This window comes from Streptomyces sp. yr375, from assembly GCF_900110755.1.
Taxonomy (GTDB): Bacteria; Actinomycetota; Actinomycetes; order Streptomycetales; family Streptomycetaceae; genus Streptomyces.
Window position 1 is genome coordinate 81777 of record NZ_FOFF01000012.1, and the last position, 22292, is coordinate 104068.

At 71.8% G+C, this 22292-nt stretch carries 22 protein-coding genes and 1 riboswitch; of the genes, 18 read left to right on the forward strand and 4 right to left on the reverse strand.

Going from position 1 to position 22292, the window contains the following annotated elements:
* Positions 1-95 precede the first annotated feature (95 nt).
* From rpe to BMZ82_RS15315, 8 genes are all read left to right on the forward strand, one after another.
* On the forward strand, positions 96-782 hold the full coding sequence (gene rpe, locus BMZ82_RS15280) for a ribulose-phosphate 3-epimerase (RefSeq protein WP_093775891.1): 687 nt from the start codon (positions 96-98) through the stop codon (positions 780-782).
* Positions 783-872: 90 nt separating this feature from the next.
* A complete protein-coding gene (locus tag BMZ82_RS15285) occupies positions 873-1916 on the forward strand; it encodes a sugar-binding transcriptional regulator (RefSeq protein ID WP_093775893.1) in 1044 nt (347 codons plus the stop codon).
* Between the two features lie 90 nt (positions 1917-2006).
* Positions 2007-2312, forward strand: a complete 306-nt coding sequence (locus BMZ82_RS15290; protein ID WP_093775895.1) for a barstar family protein — start codon at positions 2007-2009, stop codon at positions 2310-2312.
* A 131-nt stretch (positions 2313-2443) separates the two neighbouring features.
* Positions 2444-3886 carry a GuaB1 family IMP dehydrogenase-related protein gene (locus BMZ82_RS15295; RefSeq protein WP_218159034.1) on the forward strand — a complete coding sequence of 481 codons (1443 nt, stop codon included), beginning with the start codon at positions 2444-2446 and terminating at the stop codon, positions 3884-3886.
* A gap of 170 nt (positions 3887-4056) precedes the next feature.
* Positions 4057-4509, forward strand: a complete 453-nt coding sequence (locus BMZ82_RS15300; protein WP_093775899.1) for an Lrp/AsnC family transcriptional regulator — start codon at positions 4057-4059, stop codon at positions 4507-4509.
* 104 nt (positions 4510-4613) lie between these two features.
* Positions 4614-5768: an MFS transporter gene (locus BMZ82_RS15305; protein ID WP_305729209.1), complete on the forward strand. Its 1155-nt coding sequence runs from the start codon at positions 4614-4616 to the stop codon at positions 5766-5768.
* Between the two features lie 188 nt (positions 5769-5956).
* Positions 5957-6745, forward strand: a complete 789-nt coding sequence (locus BMZ82_RS15310) for a carbon-nitrogen hydrolase family protein (RefSeq protein ID WP_093775903.1) — start codon at positions 5957-5959, stop codon at positions 6743-6745.
* Positions 6746-6786: 41 nt separating this feature from the next.
* Positions 6787-8487, forward strand: coding sequence for a flavin monoamine oxidase family protein (locus BMZ82_RS15315; protein ID WP_093775905.1), 1701 nt, complete (start codon positions 6787-6789; stop codon positions 8485-8487).
* A gap of 2 nt (positions 8488-8489) precedes the next feature.
* Here BMZ82_RS15315 and BMZ82_RS15320 read toward each other — a convergent pair whose 3' ends face one another.
* The 3 genes from BMZ82_RS15320 to BMZ82_RS15330 all read right to left on the reverse strand — a co-directional run bounded on the left by BMZ82_RS15320 (position 8490) and on the right by BMZ82_RS15330 (position 12073).
* A complete protein-coding gene (locus tag BMZ82_RS15320) occupies positions 8490-9209 on the reverse strand; it encodes a DUF5995 family protein (protein WP_177244506.1) in 720 nt (239 codons plus the stop codon).
* Between the two features lie 87 nt (positions 9210-9296).
* On the reverse strand, positions 9297-10676 hold the full coding sequence (locus BMZ82_RS15325) for a uracil-xanthine permease family protein (protein WP_093775907.1): 1380 nt from the start codon (positions 10674-10676) through the stop codon (positions 9297-9299).
* A 164-nt stretch (positions 10677-10840) separates the two neighbouring features.
* Positions 10841-12073: an MFS transporter gene (locus BMZ82_RS15330; protein WP_177244507.1), complete on the reverse strand. Its 1233-nt coding sequence runs from the start codon at positions 12071-12073 to the stop codon at positions 10841-10843.
* Positions 12074-12213: 140 nt separating this feature from the next.
* Here BMZ82_RS15330 and BMZ82_RS15335 point away from each other — a divergent pair, with 140 nt between their 5' ends.
* Positions 12214-13401: an ROK family transcriptional regulator gene (locus tag BMZ82_RS15335; RefSeq protein WP_093775911.1), complete on the forward strand. Its 1188-nt coding sequence runs from the start codon at positions 12214-12216 to the stop codon at positions 13399-13401.
* Positions 13402-13483: 82 nt separating this feature from the next.
* On the opposite strand, the gene BMZ82_RS15345 is transcribed toward BMZ82_RS15335, so the two are convergent.
* On the reverse strand, positions 13484-14227 hold the full coding sequence (locus BMZ82_RS15345) for an SDR family oxidoreductase (RefSeq protein WP_093776034.1): 744 nt from the start codon (positions 14225-14227) through the stop codon (positions 13484-13486).
* Positions 14228-14506: 279 nt separating this feature from the next.
* A riboswitch (FMN riboswitch) is annotated at positions 14507-14637 on the forward strand.
* 146 nt (positions 14638-14783) lie between these two features.
* On the opposite strand from BMZ82_RS15345, the gene BMZ82_RS15350 reads away from it, so the two are divergent.
* From BMZ82_RS15350 to BMZ82_RS15390, 9 genes are all read left to right on the forward strand, one after another.
* The gene (locus BMZ82_RS15350; RefSeq protein WP_093775913.1) at positions 14784-15389 is read left to right on the forward strand and encodes a riboflavin synthase; all 606 of its coding nucleotides are present in this window, start codon (positions 14784-14786) and stop codon (positions 15387-15389) included.
* Entirely contained in the window at positions 15386-16027 is a 642-nt protein-coding gene (gene pnuC, locus BMZ82_RS15355) for a nicotinamide riboside transporter PnuC (protein WP_093775915.1), read from the forward strand. Before BMZ82_RS15350 ends, pnuC begins: the two co-directional genes overlap by 4 nt.
* Complete coding sequence (locus tag BMZ82_RS15360; RefSeq protein WP_093775917.1) at positions 16024-17313, forward strand: bifunctional 3,4-dihydroxy-2-butanone-4-phosphate synthase/GTP cyclohydrolase II; 1290 nt, start codon at positions 16024-16026, stop codon at positions 17311-17313. The genes pnuC and BMZ82_RS15360 overlap by 4 nt, the downstream gene beginning before the upstream one ends.
* A 69-nt stretch (positions 17314-17382) precedes the next feature.
* Positions 17383-17868, forward strand: coding sequence for a 6,7-dimethyl-8-ribityllumazine synthase (gene ribH / locus BMZ82_RS15365; RefSeq protein ID WP_093775919.1), 486 nt, complete (start codon positions 17383-17385; stop codon positions 17866-17868).
* A gap of 33 nt (positions 17869-17901) precedes the next feature.
* Positions 17902-18174 (forward strand): phosphoribosyl-ATP diphosphatase, encoded by a 273-nt coding sequence (locus BMZ82_RS15370; RefSeq protein ID WP_093775921.1) that lies wholly within the window; start codon positions 17902-17904, stop codon positions 18172-18174.
* Between the two features lie 66 nt (positions 18175-18240).
* On the forward strand, positions 18241-19098 hold the full coding sequence (gene hisG, locus BMZ82_RS15375) for an ATP phosphoribosyltransferase (RefSeq protein ID WP_093775923.1): 858 nt from the start codon (positions 18241-18243) through the stop codon (positions 19096-19098).
* 75 nt (positions 19099-19173) lie between these two features.
* A complete protein-coding gene (locus BMZ82_RS15380; RefSeq protein WP_093775925.1) occupies positions 19174-19656 on the forward strand; it encodes a PH domain-containing protein in 483 nt (160 codons plus the stop codon).
* Positions 19657-19862: 206 nt separating this feature from the next.
* The gene (locus BMZ82_RS15385; protein WP_093775927.1) at positions 19863-21188 is read left to right on the forward strand and encodes a hemolysin family protein; all 1326 of its coding nucleotides are present in this window, start codon (positions 19863-19865) and stop codon (positions 21186-21188) included.
* Positions 21185-22276 carry a hemolysin family protein gene (locus tag BMZ82_RS15390; protein ID WP_093775929.1) on the forward strand — a complete coding sequence of 364 codons (1092 nt, stop codon included), beginning with the start codon at positions 21185-21187 and terminating at the stop codon, positions 22274-22276. The genes BMZ82_RS15385 and BMZ82_RS15390 overlap by 4 nt, the downstream gene beginning before the upstream one ends.
* The last annotated feature ends 16 nt before the right edge of the window (positions 22277-22292 follow it).

Below are 22292 nucleotides of genomic sequence, written 5' to 3' on the forward strand. Positions count from 1 at the left end.
GCGCGACCGGCCACACACGGCCCGAGGACGACAACGGACCCCAGCCACAACGGACCGATGCGGCCACCCCCCGGAGGGCATGGCAGGCTTGGGGCATGGCCGTGCAGATCAACCCCAGCATCCTGTCCGCCGATTTCGCCCGTCTCGCGGACGAGGCGAAAGCGGTCGAAGGAGCCGACTGGCTCCACGTCGACGTGATGGACAACCATTTCGTCCCCAACCTCACGCTCGGGGTGCCGGTCGTAGAGGCGCTGGCCCGTGCGACGGACACCCCGCTGGACTGCCATCTGATGATCGAGGCCCCCGATCGCTGGGCCCCGCAGTACGTCGAGGCGGGTGCCTCGTCCGTCACGTTCCACGTCGAGGCGGCCGCCGCCCCCGTGCGCCTCGCCCGCGAGATCCGCGCCAAGGGCGCCCGTGCCTCCATGGCACTGCGGCCCGCGACGCCGATCGAGCCGTACGAGGACCTGCTGCCCGAACTCGACATGCTGTTGATCATGACCGTCGAGCCCGGCTTCGGAGGCCAGGCCTTCCTCGACATCATGCTCCCCAAGATCCGCCGCACCCGCGAGTTGATCAGCAAGCACGGGCTTGACCTGTGGCTTCAGATCGACGGCGGGGTTTCGGCCACCACCATCGAGCGATGCGCCGACGCGGGCGCCGACGTGTTCGTGGCCGGCTCGGCCGTATACGGCGCGGACGACCCGGCCGCGGCGGTGCGCGGTCTGCGGGCTCAGGCGGAGGCGGCGACCGCGGCGGCCACGTGGGGATGCCGACACTGAATCGACCACTGACCGACAGGAATGTGAACGGCTCCCATCAGAGCTGATCAACTGCGCCGGATCTGCGAGGATGAACGGCGTATCCAGAGTGTGAACAGCAGTGAGGAGATCGCCGTGTCGGGTATGTCGGCGGGCCGGTCAGCCATGCGGATGGGACCCGCAGAGCTGGTGCAGGCGGCGGCCATGGCCCGCCGCTTCTACCTCGAGGGAAAATCCAAGATCCAGATCGCGGAGGAGTTCGGCGTCAGCCGCTTCAAAGTGGCCCGGGTCCTGGAGACCGCCCTCGAACGGGATCTCGTGCGGATCGAGATCCGCGTGCCGGCCGAACTGGACGCCGAGCGCTCCGACGCGCTCCGCGCCCGCTACGGCCTCAGGCACGCCGTCGTGGTCGAGTCCCCGGCCGAGGCCGAGGAGGCCACGGACCCCGAGAACCTCGGGGAAGTGGCCGCCGACCTGCTCGGCGAACTGGTCGCCGAGGGGGATGTGCTGGGGCTGGCCTGGGGCCGCTCCACCATCCACATGGCGGCGGCGCTGGACCGGCTGCCGCCCTGCACGGTCGTGCAGTTGACGGGCGTGTACGACGCCGGGACCGCCGAACGCGGCTCGGTCGAGGCCGTCCGCCGCGCCGCCCAGGTGTCCGGCGGCGACGCGCACCCCATCTACGCGCCGATGCTGCTGCCGGACGCGGCCACCGCGCAGGCCCTGCGCCACCAGACCGGGATCGCCCGGGCCTTCGAGTACTTCGACAAGGTCACGGTCGCCTGTGTCTCCATCGGCTCCTGGGAGCCCGGCATCTCGACGGTGCACGACATGCTCAGCGACGAGGAGCGGGCCCATTACGCCTCGCTCGGCGTCGCCGCCGAGATGTCCGCGCACCTCTTCGACGCCGAGGGCCGCAGGGTCGGCCGCGACCTGGGCGAGCGGTGCATCACGGTCAAGACCGACCAACTGCGCCGCGTCCCCGAGGTCGTCGCCATAGCGGGTGGTCAGCGCAAGGCGGCCGCGATCGACGCGGTCCTGCGCTCCGGGCTCGTCACCAGCCTGGTGACGGACACCTCGGCGGCCGACTACCTGATGACGGCCGGACCGGCACCGAAGCCGGCCCTCAACCGGGCGGACCCGGACGGGATCTGACGCCGGATCGGAAGGGAGGGGGTGGTCGCCCGGACCACCCCCTCCGCTTCTGCCGCCACCACACGACCACCACCTCAGGACGGTTTCCGGATGACCGAGCACGTGCTCACCCTGGACCTCGCCGGGGTCGCCGACAAGGCGGCCTTCATGGACCGCTGCGCCGACGCCCTCGGCCTGCCCGACTGGTTCGGGCGCAACTGGGACGCCCTCGTCGACAGCCTCACCGACCTCCCCGTCCCGCCCGGCCACGAAGGGCTGCGGATCGTCGTACGGAACTGGCGGCCGTACGCCGACGCGCGGCGCGAGGAGTGGGAGATCGCCGAGGACGTGTTCTCGCAGGCCGTGGACTCGGTGCCGGAGCTGTCCGTGCTGCTCGCCCTCGGAGGATCCTCCTAAGGCCCCCGTGAGCTGCTTGGACGTTCCGTCCGGGCATCGCATCAGGGGCCGCGTGGGAGAATGAAGTACGTGCTTCTCCCCCTGGCTGTCCTGTCGGGGGGTCACCTCTGATCGACCGGGATGTGCAGCACGTGCGTTTCCTCAACGACATCGAGCCCGCCTACGACCTCACCTACGACGACGTCTTCATGGTGCCGAGCCGCAGCGCCGTCGGGTCGCGCCAGGCCGTGGACCTCAGCGCCCCGGACGGCACGGGAACCACGATCCCGCTGGTCGTCGCCAACATGACCGCCGTCGCCGGCCGCCGGATGGCCGAGACCATGGCCCGCCGCGGCGGCCTCGTCGTCATCCCGCAGGACATTCCGATCGACGTCGTCACCGACGTCGTCACCTGGGTCAAGAGCCGTCACCTGGTGCTGGACACCCCGATCGTCCTCGCCCCCCACCAGACCGTGGCCGACGCGCTGGCCCTGCTGCCCAAGCGGGCGCACAACGCGGGTGTCGTCGTCGACGAGGACCTCCGGCCGGTCGGTGTCGTCACCGACGCGGACCTGACCGGCGTCGACCGCTTCACGCAGCTCGAGGTCGTCATGTCCCGCGACCTGCTCCTCCTCGATGCCGACATCGACCCGCGCGAGGCCTTCAACACCCTCGACGCCGCCAACCGGCGCTACGCCCCCGCCGTCGGCAAGGACGGCAAGCTCGCCGGCATCCTCACCCGCAAGGGCGCCCTGCGCGCCACGCTGTACGCGCCGGCCGTCGACGCGCAGGGCCGGCTGCGCATCGCCGCCGCCGTCGGCATCAACGGCGACTTCGCGGCCAAGGCCAAGCAACTGCTCGACGCGGGCGTGGACACGCTCGTCATCGACACCGCGCACGGCCACCAGGAGTCGATGATCGGCGCGATCCGCACCGTGCGCGCACTGGACCCGCAGGTGCCGATCGTGGCCGGCAACATCGTCTCCGCCGAGGGCGTCAAGGACCTGATCGACGCGGGCGCCGACATCATCAAGGTCGGCGTCGGCCCCGGCGCCATGTGCACCACCCGGATGATGACCGGCGTGGGCCGGCCGCAGTTCTCGGCCGTCCTGGAGTGCGCCGCCGAGGCGAAGAAGTACGGCAAGCACGTGTGGGCCGACGGCGGTGTCCGCCACCCCCGTGACGTCGCCATGGCACTGGCCGCCGGCGCGTCCAACGTGATGGTCGGGTCCTGGTTCGCGGGCACCTACGAGTCCCCGGGCGACCTCCAGCACGACGCGAACGGCCGCCCCTACAAGGAGTCGTTCGGCATGGCCTCCGCCCGCGCCGTCCGCAACCGCACCTCCGAGGAGTCGGCGTACGACCGGGCCCGCAAGGCCCTGTTCGAGGAGGGCATCTCCACCTCCCGGATGTTCCTCGACCCGGCCCGCCCGGGCGTCGAGGACCTGGTCGACTCGGTCATCGCCGGCGTCCGCTCCTCCTGCACCTACGCGGGCGCGGCCTCCCTGGAGGAGTTCGCGCAGAAGGCCGTCGTCGGCATCCAGAGCGCGGCCGGCTACGCGGAGGGCAAGCCCCTGCACTCGAGCTGGAGCTGACCAACTCCCTTCCCGGCGGCCCCCGTTGAAAACGGGGGCCGTTCGCGTCACCCGCGCTCTCCTCGTGGCGCCCCGCCGGACCGTCCGGACGGCCGTCGGGCTCGTGTTCTACTTCAGTTGCGGCCACCGCCGCTCCCGACTCGCAACATCCGAAAAGTGATCAACCCACTGTGCTGAACGATCTCGACGAACGCATCGTGCACGCCCTCGCCGAGGACGCCCGCCGCTCCTACGCCGACATCGGGCAACAGGTCGGCCTGTCCGCGCCCGCCGTGAAACGCCGCGTGGACCGGCTGCGGGCCACCGGCGCCATCACCGGCTTCACCGTCCGCGTCGATCCGGCGGCCCTCGGCTGGGAGACCGAGGGGTTCGTCGAGATCTACTGCCGGCGCAACACCTCCCCGGAGACCATCCAACGGGGCCTGGAGCGCTACCAGGAGGTCGTGGCCGCGTCCACCGTCACCGGCGAGGCGGACGCCGTCGCCCAGGTCTTCGCCGCCGACATGCGCCACTTCGAGCGCGTCCTGGAACGCATCGCGGGGGAGTCGTTCGTGGAACGCACCAAGTCGGTCCTGGTGCTGTCGCCCCTGCTGCGCCGCTTCTCCTCGGGCTCACCGACCTGACCCGAGCGGTACCGGCCCGACCGGTGCGCATCGGCCGTCCGGCGGCTACCCTCGGTCGCATGACCTGGCGACATTGATCCCTCACCGGCCCCGACACCCGTCGACTGACCGCCACGCTGTACGCGTACGCGTTCCTCGACGAGTTCGTGCTGCTCTACCCGGTGTACGCGCTGCTGTTCGCGGACCGAGGCCTGTCGGTCGGGCAGATCTCCTCCCTCTTCGTCCTGTGGTCGCTGACCGGCGTCCTGCTGGAGATCCCCTCCGGCGCCTGGGCCGACGCCGTCTCCCGCAGGCTGCTGCTGTGGATCGGCCCGCTGCTCGGCGCGGCCGGCTTCGCGCTGTGGGTGCTCGTCCCGTCGTACTGGGCCTTCGCGGCCGGCTTCGTCCTGTGGGGTGCGCGCGGCGCGCTGAGCTCCGGCGCCCTGGAGGCGCTGGTGTACGAGGAGCTGGACCGGGTCGGCGCGGCGGACCGGTACGCCCGGGTCATGGGCCGCGCGCACGCGGTGGGCCAGGCGGCCGTCATGTCGGCGACGGGCCTGGCCGGGCCGGTCTTCGCGGCCGGCGGCTACCCGGCCGTCGGCGCGGCCAGCGTGCTGGCGTGCCTGCTCTGCGCCGCCGCGGCGACCCGCTTCCCCGAGCACCGCACCCCGGCCGCCGAGCGCCACGAAAGCTGGGCCGCCACACTGCGCGCCGGACTCGCCGACGTCCACCGGGACCGGCGCGTGCTGGGCGCCGTGCTGCTGGTCCCGGCCGTCACGGCGGTGTGGGGCGCGCTCGACGAGTACACCTCGCTGCTGGTCAGGGAGACCGGCGTACCGGACGCCGCCGTCCCCTACCTGCTGATGGTGATCTGGGCCGGCGTCACGGCCGGCAGCTTGTTGTCCGGGCGGGCCGAGCGCCTCGGCGGCACCGGCCTCGCCGCGCTCCTCGCGGGCGCCGCGCTCGCCCTGGCGGCCGGCGCGCTGACGGAGCGGCCGGCCGGTGTCGTCCTCGTCGCCCTCGCCTTCGGCGGCTTCCAACTGGCGACCGTCCTGGCCGACGTCCGGCTCCAGCAGCGCATCGAGGGCACCGGCCGGGCCACCGTCACCTCCGTCGCGGGCCTGGGCACCGAGCTGCTGACCATCGCGGTCTACGGCGCGTACGGCGTCCTCGGCTCGTCCTTCGCCCATGGCACCGTCTTCGCGGTGTGCGCGGTGCCGTACCTGGTGACGGCGCTGGCGGTCGTACGGAGAGGGCGAGGGGGAGGGCGGCGAGGGTGAGGGGGAGGGGCGCGCAACGAATCGCCGTTGCACCCCCGGCGCACGCAACGAACCGCTCACCGGCGCGCAACGGCTCCTCCTTGTCCGCCGCGCGCGGTCGACCGTACCGTCTATCTGGCCCCCGGAAGGTTCCTCGGAAGGTTCCCCGGAAGGGCCCCCGAACCCCCTCGTACCGGTGAGGATCACGCATGCGCACCGCCCTGCTCCAGAGCTCGGGCCGCCCCGGCTCCGTCGTCGAGAACCTCAAGGTCCTCGACGAGGCCGCCGCCCGGGCCGCCGCCACGGGCGCCGGGCTCCTGGTCGCGCCGGAGCTGTTCCTCACCGGGTACGCGATCGGCGACGACGTCGCCCGTCTCGCCGAGCCCGCCGACGGGGACTCCGCGGACGCGATCGCCGAACTCGCCGGCCGGCACGGGCTGGCCGTCGCGTACGGCTACCCGGAGCGCGCCGGCGACGCGGTGTACAACGCGGCCCAGCTCATCGGCGCGGACGGCACCCGACTGGCCAACTACCGCAAGACCCACCTCTTCGGCTGCTTCGAGCACGACCACTTCCACCCGGGCGACCAGCCGGTCGTCCAGGCCGAGTTGAACGGCCTCACCGTCGGCCTGATGATCTGCTACGACGTCGAGTTCCCGGAGAACGTCCGCGCCCACGCCCTGGCCGGCACCGACCTCCTCGTCGTGCCGACCGCGCAGATGCACCCCTTCCAGTTCGTCGCCGAGTCGATGATCCCGGTGCGCGCCTTCGAGAACCAGATGTATGTCGCGTACGTCAACCGGGTCGGCCGGGAAGGGGAGTTCGAGTTCGTCGGGCTGTCCACCCTGGCCGGTCCCGACGGGGTCGCGCGGGCCCGCGCCGGACGCGGCGAGGAACTGCTCTTCGCCGACGCCGACCCCGTCACCCTCGCCGCCTCCCGCGAGGCGAACCCGTACCTGAAGGACCGCCGCCCGGGCCTGTACGGCTCCCTGGTCTGAAGCCCACACGCTCAATTTCCTGTGCAAGGAGTCCGTACCCCATGACGTCCACCGTGCCCAACGCCGTCGAGCACGCAGACGAGCGGCACCGGCCGCCGATCACCATGTTCGGCCCGGACTTCCCGTACGCCTACGACGACTTCCTCGGCCATCCGGCGGGGCTCGGCCAGATACCGGCGACCGAGCACGGCGCCGAGGTCGCGGTGATCGGCGGCGGGCTGTCCGGCATCGTGGCCGCCTACGAGCTGATGAAGATGGGCCTCAAGCCGGTCGTCTACGAGGCCGACCGGATCGGCGGGCGGCTGCGGACCGTGGGCTTCGACGGCTGCGACCCCTCCCTCACCGCCGAGATGGGCGCGATGCGCTTCCCGCCGTCCTCCACGGCCCTCCAGCACTACATCGACCTGGTGGGCCTTGAGACCCGGCCGTTCCCCAACCCCCTTGCCGACGTGACCCCTTCGACCGTCGTCGACCTCAAGGGCGAGTCGCACTACGCGACCACCGTCGACGACCTGCCGCAGGTCTACCGCGATGTGATGCACGCCTGGAACGCCTGCCTCGAAGAGGGCGCCGACTTCTCCGACATGAACCGCGCGATGCGCGAGCGGGACGTGCCGCGCATCCGCGAGATCTGGGCGAAGCTCGTCGAGAAGCTCGACAACCAGACCTTCTACGGCTTCCTCTGCGACTCCGCGGCGTTCAAGTCCTTCCGGCACCGCGAGATCTTCGGCCAGGTCGGCTTCGGCACCGGCGGCTGGGACACCGACTTCCCGAACTCCATCCTGGAGATCCTGCGCGTCGTCTACAGCGAGGCCGACGACCACCATCGCGGCATCGTCGGCGGCTCCCAGCAACTCCCGCTGCGGCTCTGGGAACGCGAGCCCGAGAAACTCGTCCACTGGCCGTACGGCACCTCGCTCGCGAGCCTGCACGAGGGCGGCGAGCCGCGACCGGCCGTGACCCGGCTGCACCGCACCGCGGGCAACCGGATCACCGTGACGGACGCCGACGGCGACATCCGCACCTACCGGGCGGCCGTCTTCACCGCCCAGTCCTGGATGCTGCTCTCCAAGATCGCCTGCGACGACTCGCTCTTCCCGATCGACCACTGGACCGCCATCGAGCGCACCCACTACATGGAGTCCAGCAAGCTCTTCGTGCCCGTCGACCGGCCGTTCTGGCTGGACAAGGACGAGGAGACCGGGCGGGACGTCATGTCGATGACGCTCACCGACCGTATGACGCGCGGGACTTACCTCCTCGACGACGGCCTCGACCGGCCCGCCGTCATCTGCCTCTCCTACACCTGGTGCGACGACAGCCTCAAGTGGCTGCCGCTGTCCGCGAACGAGCGGATGGAGGTCATGCTGAAGTCGCTCGGCGAGATCTACCCGAAGGTCGACATCAGGAAGCACGTCATCGGCAACCCGGTGACCGTCTCCTGGGAGAACGAGCCCTACTTCATGGGCGCGTTCAAGGCCAACCTGCCCGGCCACTACCGCTACCAGCGGCGCCTGTTCACCCACTTCATGCAGGACCGGCTGCCCGAGGACAAGCGGGGCGTGTTCCTCGCCGGCGACGACATCTCCTGGACGGCCGGCTGGGCCGAGGGCGCCGTCCAGACCGCGCTGAACGCGGTCTGGGGCGTCATGCACCACTTCGGCGGGACCACCGACGCGGCCAACCCGGGCCCAGGTGACGTGTACGACGCGATCGCGCCGGTGGAACTCCCCGAGGACTGAGGTCAGTTCGGGAGCGGGGTGAGCATCATGCGGCCCGCGAAGCCGACGGCCGTGTCGAGCCGCTCGGTGAACTCCTCGGCGACGTCGGGGAGTCGGCGCAGCGCCCACAGCGCCCGGGCCGCCGTCCAGGTGGCGTCCCGGGCCCGCTCCAGGCTCCAGGAGCCGAGCAGGTGGGTGAGGGGGTCGGCGATCTGCAACAGGTCGGGGCCCGGCATCAGTTCCTCGCGGATGCGTTCCTCCAGCGAGACGAGAAGATCGCCGACGCGGTCGAACTCGTCCTCCAGATCGGCCGGTTCGCAGCCGAGGCTACGACAGGCGTCCACCACGGCGAGCGCGAGGTCGTGCCCGATGTGCGCGTTGATGCCCGCGAGGGCGAACTGGAGTGGTCGTACGCCGGGATGGCGGCGAAACTGCAGCAGCGGGCGCCAGCAGGCCGGTGCGCGCCGGCCGCCCGGCACCGGGTCCACGGCGTCCAAGTAGCGCTGTGCGAACCGCACGTCCAGCGTGACGGCGGCCCGCGCGTCCGGGAACCGGCCGGTGTCGATGCGCCGGTCCACCTCCCGGGTCACCGCCAGGTAGACCCGGTTGAAGACCGCGACCCCGTCGAAGGGCGGCAGCGTCGCGTCGAGGGCGTACATCCGGGCGAGCACATCGTCGACGCTCGTACCGACCGGGCGGACGCCGGTCTCGACGGGAGCGGTGAACTGTTCCGTTTGCGGCATGGGGGCAGGGTCGCAGCCCCGGACCGGTCCGCGGGTCGGCGAGCCCGACGCTTCCCCGGAACGGGGTAACGAGCCCGCCGCGCTCGCCTACGCGTCGGCCTCGTCGTAGCTGCTGGTACCGCCGTCCAGCAGGGGCCGCTGGGTCTTGAGGTGGGCGGGGGCGAAGGCGCGCAGCGCGTGGTAGCCGGTGATGACGACGACCGTACCGAGCGCGATGCCGCTCAGCGAGAAGGTGTCGGTGAACTTCATCGTGACGTCGCCGATGCCGATGATGATGCCCGCCGCGGCCGGCACCAGGTTCAGCGGGTTGCGCAGGTCGACGCCGGCGTTGAGCCAGATCTGCGCGCCGAGCAGGCCGATCATGCCGTAGAGGATGACGGTGATGCCGCCCAGGACGCCCCCGGGGATCGCGGCGACGATCGCGCCGAACTTGGGGCACAGGCCGAAGAGGAGGGCGAACCCGGCGGCGGCCCAGTAGGCGGCCGTCGAGTAGACGCGGGTCGCGGCCATCACGCCGATGTTCTCGGAGTAGGTGGTGTTGGGCGGGCCGCCCAGCGCCGTGGACAGCATCGAGCCGACGCCGTCGGCGGAGATCGCCGTGCCGAGCTTGCCGTCCAGGTCGTCGCCGGTCATCTCGCCGACCGCCTTGACGTGCCCGGCGTTCTCCGCGACCAGCGCGATGACGACGGGCAGCGCGACCAGGATCGCCGACCACTCGAAGGACGGGCCGTGGAAGGCGGGCAGTCCGACCCAGTCGGCGTGAGCGACCCCGGACAGGTCGAGGCGCCAGTGGTCGGTGACCTTGCCGCTCGCGTCGGCGGAGTGGATCCGGCCGAAGATCCGGTCGAACGCCCACGAGACGGCGTATCCGAAGACGAGGCCGAGGAAGATCGCGATCCGGGACCAGAAACCGCGCAGACAGACCACCGCCAGCGCGGTGACCAGCATCACCAGCAGGGCCGTCCACTGGTCCTGCGGCCAGTAGGTGGTGGCGGTGACCGGGGCGAGGTTGAACCCGATCAGCATCACCACCGCGCCCGTGACGATCGGCGGCATCGCGGCGTGGATGATCCGAGCCCCGAAGCGTTGCACGGCCAGTCCGACGAGGAACAGGGCGAACCCGACGACGAACACCGCGCCGGTGACCGTGGCGCTCGTCCCGCCCTGCGCCCGGATGACGGCGGCCACGCCCACGAAGGACAGGGAGCACCCGAGATAGCTGGGCACCCGGCCACGGGTCGCGAGCAGGAAGATCACGGTCGCGACGCCGGACATCATGATGGCGAGGTTCGGGTCCAGGCCCATCAGGACGGGCGCCACGAAACTCGCCCCGAACATCGCCACCACATGCTGCGCGCCGAGCCCGGCGGTACGCGGCCAGGAGAGCCGCTCGTCGGGCCGGACCACCGCACCGGGCGCCGGGGTGCGTCCGTCGCCGTGCAGTTTCCAGCGGACGCCAAGATCCATGGTGCGGTTTCGCTTTCATCAGGGTTGCGGCTGTCACGATCATTCTCCCGGCTGTCCGAAAGCCGACCGACCGCTTGCCCCTGCCCGCCGCCGACTCAGGCCCGTGGCCGGGCATCAGGCTCGGGGCGATCAGCCCGGAGGGTGATCGACCGCCCGACGTCGGCTCAGGGCCGTGGCCCGGGCACCGTCGCTACCTGCGCGCCGGCCTCGGCCTTCGTGCCCGTCCGCGCGCCGCCGCTGCTCCGCAGCACGCCCGCGAATGCCATGAGCCCGCATGCCAGCAGCGTCACCACGCCGAATGACACCGTCAGGCTGGTTGCCTGGGCCACTCCGCCGATCAGGCTCGGGGCGATCAGGCCGGAGGTGTAGGTGATCGTCGCGACGCCCGCGATGGCCTGGCTGGGGCTCGGGCCGCTGTGTCCGGCCGCCGCGAAGCACAGCGGTACGACGACCGCGATGCCCAGCCCCATCAGCCCGAACCCGCCCATCGCCACCGCCGGATGCCCCGCGACGACGATCAGCAGCCCGCCGAGCGCGGCCAGCGCACCGCCCGCCCGGACGGTTCGCACCGCGCCGAACCGGTTCACCACCGCGTCGCCCGCGATCCGGGCAACCGCCATCGTGAACATGAAGCCGGTCGTGCAGGCCGCCGCCGCCCCCGCCGACGAGCCGAGCTGGTCGCGCAGGTAGACGGCCGACCAGTCCAGGCTGGCACCCTCCGCGAACACCGCGCAGAACCCGACCGCGCCGATCAGCAGCGCCGAGCGCGGCGGCAGCGCGAACCGCGGCGGCGGCTCCTCGTCCTCGGCCGGCCGCAGGTCCAGCACCCAGCGGCAGGCCAGCAGACCGAGACCGGTCAGCACGGCCGCCGCCAGCGCGTGGTGCACGCGCGCGTCCGACCCCAGGTGCGCGGCGAGCGTCCCGCCAGCCGAGCCCAGCAGAGCGCCCGCGCTCCACATGCCGTGCAGCCCCGACATGATCGACCTGCCCAGCAGCCGCTCCACCTCGACGCCGAGCGCGTTCATCGCGACGTCGGACATGCCCGAGGTCGCGCCGTAGGCGAACATCGCCAGGCACAGCGTGAGCAGGTTCGGGGCGAGGGCGGGCAGCGTCAGCGCCAGCGTCCACAGCGCGAGCAGGCCGCGCAGGGCCGCCCGGCTGCCGTAGCGATGGGTGACCGAGCCGGCCAGCGGCATCGCGCAGGCCGCCCCGAACGCCGTGAAGGCGAGCGCGAACCCGAGCTGGCCGGTGGACACGCCGGCGTGGTCCTGGATCCACGGCACGCGGGTGGCGAACGAACCGGTGACCGCGCCGTGCACGGTGAACACGGCCGCCACGGCATACCGGGCGCGCCTTACCTCCGTCGGTGCGTGGCTCACCTCACCCACTCCGCCCATTCTCCCGCCCCCTCCGACTCCGTGCCGCGCCGTCGCGCCGCCGCCGTAAACTATCAGGAACCCTGCCTGATAAATAGGGGGCGTCGAGGGCGTCTCGACGGCCGCCAGGCGCCCTCGACCGCCGTGGGAGGATTCCCGCCATGCCCGCATCCCCGAGCACCGCCCGGGCCATCAACGACCGCCTCGCCCTGCGCCTGCTGCAACACGAAGGCCCGTTGACGGCAGGGCAGTTGAAGCAGCTCACCGGCCTGTCCCGGCCCACGGTCGCCGACCTCGTCGAACGCCTCACCGCCGGCGGCCTGATCGAGGTCGCAGGCGAGGCGGGCGAGCAGCGCCGCGGGCCGAACGCGAAGCTCTACGGGATCGTCGCCGACCGCGCCCACCTGGCCGCGCTGGACGTGCGCACGGAGGGCGTCGCCGTGCTCGTCTCCGACCTGGTCGGCCGGGTGCTCGCCGAGGCGGCCGTGCCGATCGGCGGCGACACGGGCACCGGGACGGCCGTGGAGCAGGCGGTCACGCTGGTCGAGCGGACGGCGAAGGAGGCCGGGGCCGACCGGCTGCACACCCTCGGCATCGGCGCGCCCGGCCTCATCGACCCGGCCACCGGCGAACTGCGCGACTCCAGCGGCCTGCCCGCCTGGCACCGCAGCCTGGTGGCCGCCCTCCAGGAACGGTTCCCGCAGGCCCGCGCGCACGTCGAGAACGAGACCAACCTCGCCGCCCTGGCCGAACAGCGCGAGGGCGCGGCCCGCGACCGCGACACCTTCGTGCTGCTGTGGCTGGGCCACGGCACGGGCGCGGCCGTCGTCCTGGACGGCGCCCTGCGCCGCGGTGCTTCCGGCGGCACCGGCGAGATCGGCTTCCTGCCGGTCCCCGGCACCGGCGGCCTGCCCTCGGCGACGGACTGCGAGGGCGGCTTCCACTCTCTGGCCGGCTCGGCGGCGATCGCCGCACTGGCGGGGGAGTGCGGCCTGACGGCGGCCGGCGCGCGGGCCGCCGAGCCGGTGGCGGCGGCGCTGGTGCGGGCAGCGGTGCGACCGGCCGCCGGTGGCGGCGCCGACCGCTTCCTCGACGCCCTCGCCGACCGGCTCGCCCTCGGCGCGGCCTCCGTCGTCGCCGTCCTCGACCCCGGCTGCGTGGTCCTCGGCGGCGAGGTCGGACAGGCCGGCGGCGACGCGCTCGCCGACCGGGTGGCCGAGCGGCTGCGCCGCATGGCGCCCCTCCCCACCGAGGTCCGCCCCAGCGCCCTGGGCGGCGCGGCGGTACTGCGCGGGGCACTGCTGACGGCCCGCGAGTCCGCCCAGGAGGAGCTGTTCGGGACGCGGTAGGTCTGCTGTCCCGGGACGCGAACGTGGACGTGGACGTGGACGTGGACGTGGACGTGGACGTGGACGTGGACGTGGACGTGGGTCAGTGGCGGGTGCGCTGCGCCAAGTACCCCTCGAACGTGCCCTTGCCCACCGCCCGCTCCGGCGCGAGGTGACCGCCCGCCCGGAAGCCCCGGTAAGCGGCCCCCCACAGCGGCACGTTCACCACCGCGCACCGCCGGCCGCTCGCCTTCAGGAACGCGCGGGCCAGCGACTCGAACGTACGCACCTCGGGCCCGGCCATGTCGTCTACCCGCCCCGCGGGCGCGCCCGTCGCCAGCTCCGCCAGCCGGTCCGCGACCTCCGCCACCTCCACCGGCTGGTCGCTCACCCCGGCCGGCAGGACCAGCACCGGCACCTTGGCCAGCCCCTGGAGCACCTGGACCAGCAGGTCGTGGAACTGGGTCGCCCGCAGCACGGTCCAGCCCAGCCCCGAATCCGCCACCAGCCTCTCCACGGCGAGCTTCGTCTTGTAGTAGCCGAACGGGACCCGGTCCACCCCGACGATCGAGATGTAGACCAGGTGCCCCACCCCGGCCCGGCGCGCCGCCGCGATCAGGTTCGCGGCCGCCTGCTCGTCACCCCCGCGCGGCGTGCTCGCGCAGTGCACGATCGTGTCCACACCGGCGACGGCCGCGTCCAGCCCGCCGCCGCCCTCCCGCAGGTCGACGGCGTACGGCTCGCTGTGCCGGCTCAGCATCCGTACCTCGTGCCCCGCCGCCCGCAGCCGCTGGGTGACGAGCCGGCCCAGGGTTCCACTGCCGCCGGTCACCAGGATCGTGGTCATGCCGCTCAGCCCCTTCACACACCGGACGCTCCAGGCCGAAGCGCCCTCCGACACCTAAGACCCCGCAGCCCCGCGGAATGTGACAGCCTCGCCGCACCCGCCCGAGCTGACGCGCCACGAAGTCCAGCTTGTCCGGATTCGACACCGACCGCACCCCGGTGATCTCCCCGTAGGGGCAGCGGTGCGCGTCGATTTGGGGGTGACGGCCTGTGAGCCACCCCACATCCTTCACCTGTATGGACGAGTGTCGGCCGTGGCACACTGAGCCTGTACCTATAGCAGCGCACTCCGGGGTCGGTGAAAGTCCGAACCGGCGGTTACAGTCCGCGACCCGGCCGCTTCCAGCGGCCGGTTGACCAGGTGAAATTCCTGGACCGACGGTTAAAGTCCGGATGGGAGGCAGTGCGCGGCGGGCGGGCATTCGTGCGCGCCGCCGTATACGTACCCGTCCGCGGGCGGGTCTGTCCGGCGTCGCCCCCAGTGCCGTTGCCCGTACAAACTGTCGTCATCGACAGGCCCCGGAGTCCGTGCCCGAAGAGGCAGGAGGACCCGGGAAGTGTTCACCGGAATCGTCGAAGAACTGGGTGAGGTCACCGCCGTCGAGAACCTCGGCGACGCCTCCCGTTTCAGGCTGCGCGGCCCCGTCGTCACCGACGGCGCGAAGCACGGCGACTCCATCGCCGTGAACGGTGTCTGTCTCACCGTCGTCGAGCACGAGGGCGACGAGTTCACCGCCGACGTCATGGCGGAGACCCTGAACCGCTCCAGCCTCGGCGCCCTCGGCGTCGGCTCCCGCGTCAACCTCGAACGCCCCACCGCCGTCGGCGCCCGCCTCGGCGGGCACATCGTGCAGGGCCATGTCGACGGCACCGGCGCCGTGCTGGCCCGCACCCCCTCCGAGAACTGGGAGATCATCAAGATCTCCCTCCCCGCCGGCCTCGCCCGGTACGTCGTGGAGAAGGGCTCCATCACCGTCGACGGCATCAGCCTCACCGTCGTGGACGCCGGCCTCGACCACTTCACCGTCAGCCTCATCCCCACCACCCTCGCCCTGACCACGCTCGGCCTCAAACAGCCCGGCGACCCGGTCAACCTCGAGGTGGACATCGTCGCCAAGTACGTCGAGCGCCTGCTGACCACCACGCAGGGAGCGGCGCGGTGAACTCGCTGAACTCCGAGGCCTTCGTCCTGTTCGACCAGCACATCCTGTGGTCCGACATGATCGGCAACATCCTCGGCCTGATCACCCTCGCCCTCGGCTGGCGGCGCTCCCTGTGGACCTGGCCGGTGCAGTTCCTCTCCGGACTCGTCCTCTTCGTCGCCTTCTACGGCCACCTGACCGGCAGCGCCGGCAAGCAGGTCGTCGTCATGGCCGTCGCCCTGTACGGCTGGTGGCAGTGGAACCGCAGCAAGGGCAGCGCCACGGACGGCGCCATCACCCCGCGCTTCGCCACCTGGCGCGAGCGTGCGGCCATGGTCGGCGCCGCAGCCGTCGGCACGGTCGCCGTCGCCCTCCTCTTCACGGCCTACCCGGCCCTGTCCTGGGACCCCTGGCCGGACGCCTACATCTTCGTCGGCAGCATCGTCGCCATGTACGCCCAGGCCCGCGGCATGGTCGAGTTCTGGTTCGCCTGGCTCCTCGTCGACGTCGTCGGCGTCCCCCTCAACTTCGCCAACGGCTACGCCTTCTCCGGCTTCGTCTACGTCATCTACGGCGCGCTCGTCCTGTGGGGCATGCGCGACTGGTGGCTGCGCTCCCGCAAGGCCTCGCAGCCCGCTCTGGAAGGAGCGCCGGCATGAGTACGGCACCGATCCTCTACCGCACGGACGGCATCGAGGACTTCTCGCTCGACCCGATCGAGCAGGCCATCGCCGACATCGCGGCCGGCCGCCCCATCGTGGTCGTCGACGACGAGGACCGCGAGAACGAGGGCGACCTCGTCGTCGCCGCCGAGAAGGCCACCCCCGAGATCGTCGCCTTCATGATGAGCGAGTGCCGCGGCCTGATCTGCGCCCCCATGGAGGGCGACGAACTGGAGCGGCTGCGCCTGCCGCAGATGGTCGAGGACAACACCGAGTCGATGCGGACCGCGTTCACGGTCTCCGTCGACGCCGGTCCCGCCCACGGCGTCACCACCGGCATCTCCGCCGCCGACCGCGCCGCCACCCTCCGCCTGCTGGCGGGCGGCGCGGCACAGGCCGACGACTTCGTCCGCCCGGGGCACGTCTTCCCGCTGCGCGCCCAGCCCGGCGGGGTGCTGACCCGCAACGGCCACACCGAGGCCGCCGTCGACCTCGCCCGCCTCGCGGGCCTGCGCCCGGCCGGCGCGATCGTCGAGATCGCCGGCGAGGACGGCCGGATGCTCCGGCTGCCCGAACTGATCCCGTTCGCCCGCAAGCACGGCCTGACGATCATCTCCATCGAGGACCTGATCGCCTACCGCCGCTCCGCCGAGCCCACCGTCCGGCGCGAGGCCGAGACCCGGCTGCCCACCGTCCACGGCACCTTCACCGCGTACGGCTACCGCTCCGTCGCCGACGGCGTCGAGCACGTCGCCCTCGTCCACGGCGACCTCGGCGACGGCGACAACGTCCTGGTCCGCGTCCACTCCGAGTGCCTCACCGGCGACGTCTTCGCGTCCCTGCGCTGCGACTGCGGCCCCCAGCTCGACGCGTCCCTGGAGCGCATCCAGAGCGAGGGCCGGGGCGTGGTGGTCTACCTGCGCGGCCACGAGGGCCGGGGCATCGGCCTGCTGTCCAAGCTCAGGGCGTACGAGCTCCAGGAGCAGGGCCACGACACCCTCGACGCCAACCTGGAACTCGGCCTGCCCGCCGACGCCCGCGACTACGGGGCCGGCGCGCAGATCCTCGACGACCTCGGCGTGCACAGCGTGCGCCTGATGACCAACAACCCCGAGAAGACCGACGCGCTCGTCCGGCACGGCATCGAGGTCACCGAGCGCGAGCCGATGCCCGTACAGGCGGGCGAGCACAACATCCGCTACCTGCGCACCAAGCGGGACCGGATGGGCCACGACCTGCCCTGGCTGGACCCGGCCCCGGTGTCCCCCTGCGGCAACCAGTAAGAGCAGCAGCAGGAACAGCAGCAAGCACGGCAACAAGTACAGCGGCACAGAACAGCACTGAGGAGAGACGTGAGCGGCAAGGGTGCACCGGAACTGTCCGTACGCAATGTGGGTGACTTCCGGGTCGCCGTCATCGCGGCACAGTGGCACGAGAAGGTGATGGACGGTCTGGTCGACGGCGCCCTGCGCGCCCTGCACGACCTCGGCATCGACGAGCCGACCCTGCTGCGGGTCCCCGGCAGTTGGGAGCTCCCGGTCGTCGCCAAGGTGCTCGCCGGGCGGGGCTACGACGCGATCGTCGCCCTCGGGGTCGTCATCCGCGGCGGCACCCCGCACTTCGAGTACGTGTGCCAGGGCGTCACCCAGGGCCTCACCCAGGTCTCCGTCGAGACCGGCGTCCCCATCGGCATGGGCGTCCTGACCTGCGACACCGAGGAACAGGCCCTGGACCGGGCGGGCATCGAGGGCTCCCACGAGGACAAGGGACACGAGGCGGTGACGGCGGCGGTGGCGACCGCGGCCACCCTCCGCTCAGTATCTGAACCCTGGCGCTGACGAAGCCGCCATTTGAACTAGTCTGACCTCACCATGTCGAACAAGACTTTCGAGGCGCTCTTCGCAGAGCTCCAGCAGAAGGCCGCCACCGGCGACCCCACCACGTCCCGCACCGCCGAACTGGTCGGGAAGGGCGTCCATGCCATCGGCAAGAAGGTCGTCGAAGAGGCCGCCGAAGTCTGGATGGCCGCCGAGTACGAGGGCAAGGAAGCAGCCGCCGAGGAGATCTCGCAGTTGCTCTACCACGTCCAGGTGATGATGGTCGCCCGCGGAATCTCGCTGGACGACGTGTACGCCCACCTGTAAACCGTTTCCAGACAAAGCCGCCCCCTTTTCCCACGTTCCACGTTCCACGCGAAGGAAGCTCGCCTCATGCTGCGCATCGCCGTCCCCAACAAGGGTTCCCTGTCCGGACCTGCGGCGGACATGCTGCATGAGGCCGGCTACCAGCAGCGCCGGGAGAGCAAGGAACTGCGGATCGTCGACCCGGTGAACGAGGTCGAGTTCTTCTACCTCCGCCCCCGCGACATCGCGATCTACGTGTCCTCCGGCAAGCTCGACATCGGCATCACCGGCCGCGACCTGCTCATCGACTCCGGCGCCCACGCCGAGACGATCCTGCCGCTCGGCTTCGCCCGCTCCACCTTCCGCTTCGCCGCCAAGCCCGGCACGGCCACCGGCCTCGCCGACCTGGCCGGCAAGACGATCGCCACCTCCTACGAGGGCATCGTCGCCAAGTACCTCGCCGAGCACGGCATCGACGCCGCCGTCGTCCACCTCGACGGCGCCGTCGAGACCGCGATCGAACTGGGCGTCGCCGAGGTCATCGCCGACGTCGTCGAGACCGGCACCTCGATGCGCAACGCGGGCCTGGAGGTGTTCGGCGACCCCATCATGAAGTCCGAGGCCGTCGTCATCCGCCGCACCGGCGCGGACACCGACGAGGCCGCCGAACCGAAGGTGCAGCAGTTCCTGCGCCGCCTCCAGGGCGTCCTGGTCGCCCGCACCTACGTGATGATGGACTACGACTGCCGCGTCGAGCAGCTCGAGAAGGCCGTCGCGCTGACCCCGGGCCTGGAGTCGCCGACCGTCTCCCCGCTGCACAACGAGGGCTGGGTCGCCGTCCGCGCCATGGTCCCCGCCAAGGAGGCCCAGCGGATCATGGACGACCTGTACGACATCGGCGCCCGCGCCATCCTCACCACGGCCATCCACGCCTGCCGCCTCTGAAGCCCAAGGCCTCCGAAGCCCAAGGCCTCTGAAGCCGCAAGCCTCCGAAGCCCCAGCCGAGAAACCTCCGGGAACATGTCCGAGCAGCAGGGCAGCGACCTGCCCACCCTCCCCGTCACCCTCCGGCCGGGCCGCACCCGCGCGGTGCTGCTCACGGCCGGAGCGGCGATCTTCCTCGTCATCTCCGCCGTGGCCATGCTGCTCGAACAGCTCGGCCCGGGGGAGCGGCTCACCTTCGTCCTCACCGGCGCCCTCCTCTTCTGGGTGCTGACCCGGCTCGCCCGGGTGCGGGTCGTCGCCGAGGACTCCGGCGTCACCGTCGTGAACATCGCGAGCCGACGGCGCCTGGAATGGGCTGAGATCCTCCAGGTGAACCTCCGCACCGGCGACCCCTGGGTGTTCCTCGACCTCAGCGACGGCACCAGCCTGCCCGCGCTCGGCATCCAGCCGGGCATGGACGTGCAGCAGGCCATCACCGACGCGCGCACCCTGCACGCCCTCGTGGAAACCCGGTCCGTCCGGGACCCCGAAGCGTCCACAGGGCAAGATCAGGGCTGACTCAGGGCCGTCCACCCTGCCGCTGGAGCCCATGTCTTGATTAATCTGGTGACGGAGGCGTCCCCTTGCCGCCTCCGCCCCTGATGTGCCCTGCCCGGTGCACAGGGGTTCCTGCTACCCGAGGAGTGACTCCCTCCGGCGATGGACGGTTCGTCCTGTAGTACCTGCGCCGCCCCCACCCGACCTGGTTCGGAGGCGGCGGCATCATGACCATCCCCCTGCTGCTCCTGGCAGCCGCGTTCCTGCTCATCCTCGCCAACGGCTTCTTCGTCGCCGCCGAGTTCGGCCTCGTCACGGTCGAACGCCCGGAGGCCGAGAAGGCCGCCGCCGAGGGCGACAAGCGAGCCCTCACGGTCGTCGAGTCGCTGAAGGAACTGTCCTTCCAGCTCTCCGGCACCCAACTCGGCATCACCATCACCTCCCTCGTCGTCGGCATGCTCGCCGAGCCGGCGCTCGCGGAGCTGCTGCACGGCCCGTTCACCGCGATCGGCATCCCCGAGGGCGCCGTCTCCGGTGTCACCGTGGTCGTCGGCATGCTGCTGGCGTCCGCCGTGCAGATGGTGATCGGCGAGCTCGTGCCCAAGAACTGGGCGGTGTCCAAGCCCTTGCAGGTCGCGCGGGTCGTCGCGGGCCCGCAAGCCGCCTTCTCCCGCCTCTTCCGGCCGGTGATCTCGGCCCTCAACACGGTCGCCAACCGCTTGGTGCGCGCCCTGGGCGTCGAGCCCACCGAGGAGCTGGCCTCCGCCCGCACCCCCGGCGAGCTCGTCTCCCTGGCCCGCCACTCGGCCCGCGCCGGCGCCCTCGAACAGGACACGGCCGACCTGTTCGTCCGCACCCTGTCGCTGGCCGAGCTGACCGCGCAGCACGTCATGACCCCGCGCGTGAAGGTCAGCGCCCTGCAGTCGTCGGCCACCGCCGAGGACGTCGTCAACCTGACCCGCGCCACCGGCCTGTCCCGGTTCCCCGTCTACCGCGAGAAGATCGACGAGATCGTCGGCATGGTCCACCTCAAGGACGCCCTGGCGATCCCCGTCCACGACCGGCTGCGCACCCCGCTCGGCCGGATCGCCCGCCCCGCGCTGCTGGTCCCCGAGACCCTGCCCGTCCAGCCCCTGCTGGCCCGGCTGCGCAGCGAACAGCCCATCGCCGTCGTCGTCGACGAGTACGGCGGCACGGCCGGCGTGGTCACCCTGGAGGACATCGTCGAGGAACTCGTCGGCGAGGTCCGCGACGAACACGACGGCCACGACACGCCCGAACTCGCCGCGGCCCCGCCCGAGGACGGCAAGCCCGCCTGGGACGTGGACGGCAGTTGCCGCGTCGACACCCTCCAGCGCATAGGCCTGGAGGTCCCCGAGGGCCCGTACGAGACGGTCGCGGGCCTCGTCGCCGACCTGCTCGGCCGGATCCCGGCCGTCGGCGACCGGACCGAGCTGCCCGGCTGGCGGCTCTCGGTGCGCCGGGTCGGCCACTACCGGGCCGAACGGATCCGCCTGGTGCGGACCGCCGCGGTCGTGGAGGCCGCCCGATGAGCGTCCTCCAACTCGCCTTCGCCTCGCTCCTCGTGCTCGCCAACGGCTTTTTCGTCGGCGCCGAGTTCGCGCTCGTCTCCGTCCGCCGCAGCCAGATCGAACCCCTGGGCACCGCCCGCGCCCGCCAGGTCCTCTACGGCCTGGAGCGGCTGCCCCAGATGATGGCGGCGGCGCAGTTCGGCATCACCGTCTGCTCGCTCACCCTGGGCGCGGTCGCCGAACCGACGGTCGCCGAGCTGCTGGAACCGCTCTTCGAGTGGATCCACCTCCCGGAGGGCATGATCCATCCCCTGGGCTATGTCATAGCCCTGGCCGCGGTGGTCTTCTTCCACCTCGTCATCGGCGAGATGGTCCCGAAGAACCTCGCCATGGCGGCCCCGGAGAAGGCCGCGCTGTGGCTCAGCCCCGGTCTGGTCGCCTTCGCCCGCGTGTGCCGGCCGATCACCGTGGCCCTCGGCGCCTGCGCCCGGGGCATCCTGCGGCTCTTCCACGTCGAGCCGAGGGACGAGGTGGAGGCCGTCGTCACCAGCGAGCAGCTCAACCGGCTGCTGGAGGACTCCGGCCAGGCCGGTCTTCTCGGCCGCGAGGAGCAGGAGCGGCTGGAGGACGCGTTGGAGCTGGGCTCCCGCCCGGTGACGGACGTCCTGCTGAAGCGCGAGTCACTGGTCACGGTCAGCCCGGCGGTCACCCCCGGCGAGATCGTCGAGCTGACCGCCCGCACCGGCTACTCCCGCTTCCCGGTCGCCGCGGAGAACGGCGCCTTCATGGGCTACCTGCACGTGAAGGACGTCCTCGACGTGGAGAACTCCGAGCGGGCGGTGCCGCAGCAGGTATGGCGTCCGATGACGACGCTGCGCTCTGAACTGCCGCTGGACGACGCGCTGACGGTGATGCGCCGGGCGGCGACCCATCTGGCGCAGGTCGCCGACGCGTCCGGCCGGGTGCTCGGCCTGGTCGCGCTGGAAGACGTCCTGGAGCTGCTGGTGGGCGAGGTCACCGACCCCGCGCACCGGGAGCTGTCCGAGCCCGAGGTCCGGCTCGCGGAGCCGAGGGCCAGCGACGAACCGGAGGAGGCGCTGGCACGCTGACCCGGGCCCGGGGAAG

What these genes read in the sequence shown, in the direction of transcription:
- rpe (WP_093775891.1), top strand. Translation starts at nt 96, where the DNA reads ATGGCCGTGCAGATCAACCCCAGCATCCTGTCCGCCGATTTCGCCCGT.
- BMZ82_RS15290 (WP_093775895.1), top strand. Translation starts at nt 2,007, where the DNA reads ATGACCGAGCACGTGCTCACCCTGGACCTCGCCGGGGTCGCCGACAAG.
- BMZ82_RS15310 (WP_093775903.1), top strand. Translation starts at nt 5,957, where the DNA reads ATGCGCACCGCCCTGCTCCAGAGCTCGGGCCGCCCCGGCTCCGTCGTC.
- BMZ82_RS15315 (WP_093775905.1), top strand. Translation starts at nt 6,787, where the DNA reads ATGACGTCCACCGTGCCCAACGCCGTCGAGCACGCAGACGAGCGGCAC.
- BMZ82_RS15320 (WP_177244506.1), bottom strand. Translation starts at nt 9,209, where the DNA reads ATGCCGCAAACGGAACAGTTCACCGCTCCCGTCGAGACCGGCGTCCGC.
- BMZ82_RS15325 (WP_093775907.1), bottom strand. Translation starts at nt 10,676, where the DNA reads ATGGATCTTGGCGTCCGCTGGAAACTGCACGGCGACGGACGCACCCCG.
- BMZ82_RS15330 (WP_177244507.1), bottom strand. Translation starts at nt 12,073, where the DNA reads ATGGGCGGAGTGGGTGAGGTGAGCCACGCACCGACGGAGGTAAGGCGC.
- BMZ82_RS15335 (WP_093775911.1), top strand. Translation starts at nt 12,214, where the DNA reads ATGCCCGCATCCCCGAGCACCGCCCGGGCCATCAACGACCGCCTCGCC.
- BMZ82_RS15345 (WP_093776034.1), bottom strand. Translation starts at nt 14,227, where the DNA reads ATGACCACGATCCTGGTGACCGGCGGCAGTGGAACCCTGGGCCGGCTC.
- BMZ82_RS15360 (WP_093775917.1), top strand. Translation starts at nt 16,024, where the DNA reads ATGAGTACGGCACCGATCCTCTACCGCACGGACGGCATCGAGGACTTC.
- BMZ82_RS15370 (WP_093775921.1), top strand. Translation starts at nt 17,902, where the DNA reads ATGTCGAACAAGACTTTCGAGGCGCTCTTCGCAGAGCTCCAGCAGAAG.
- hisG (WP_093775923.1), top strand. Translation starts at nt 18,241, where the DNA reads ATGCTGCGCATCGCCGTCCCCAACAAGGGTTCCCTGTCCGGACCTGCG.
- BMZ82_RS15380 (WP_093775925.1), top strand. Translation starts at nt 19,174, where the DNA reads ATGTCCGAGCAGCAGGGCAGCGACCTGCCCACCCTCCCCGTCACCCTC.
- BMZ82_RS15385 (WP_093775927.1), top strand. Translation starts at nt 19,863, where the DNA reads ATGACCATCCCCCTGCTGCTCCTGGCAGCCGCGTTCCTGCTCATCCTC.
- BMZ82_RS15390 (WP_093775929.1), top strand. Translation starts at nt 21,185, where the DNA reads ATGAGCGTCCTCCAACTCGCCTTCGCCTCGCTCCTCGTGCTCGCCAAC.